The sequence below is a fragment of the Sulfitobacter sp. HI0027 genome, assembly GCF_001634775.1.
Taxonomy (GTDB): Bacteria; Pseudomonadota; Alphaproteobacteria; order Rhodobacterales; family Rhodobacteraceae; genus Sulfitobacter.
This window is the reverse complement of the sequence record NZ_LWER01000327.1, coordinates 1-219: the sequence shown is the minus strand read 5'-3', so window position 1 is coordinate 219 and position 219 is coordinate 1. Positions and strand designations below refer to the sequence as shown.

The following is a 219-nucleotide window of genomic DNA, read 5'->3' as shown; positions in this document are numbered from 1 at the left end:
TCATCACCTTCCGAGACGTGATCCTGTCCGACAAATACCAAGTGGCACTCCGGCTTCATTCCAAACGGACGCCACAGGTCTCGCCTCGCGTAGCAGAAGAGTTCAAGACACATCTTTTCGACAATCTGGTTGGAAGCCGTGGTTACGTCCATAATCTTTTGGACAAAATGGAAGCAGAACCGGATCTCGGCCTGTTGATCCCCCCCATTATTCACATCG

Annotated in this window: 1 protein-coding gene; it reads left to right on the top strand. The window is 51.1% G+C overall.

What is annotated here, in order from left to right; translation table 11 throughout:
* The coding region (locus A3722_RS23535) for a rhamnan synthesis F family protein (RefSeq protein WP_201722053.1) at positions 1–219 on the top strand (219 nt) is incomplete at both ends.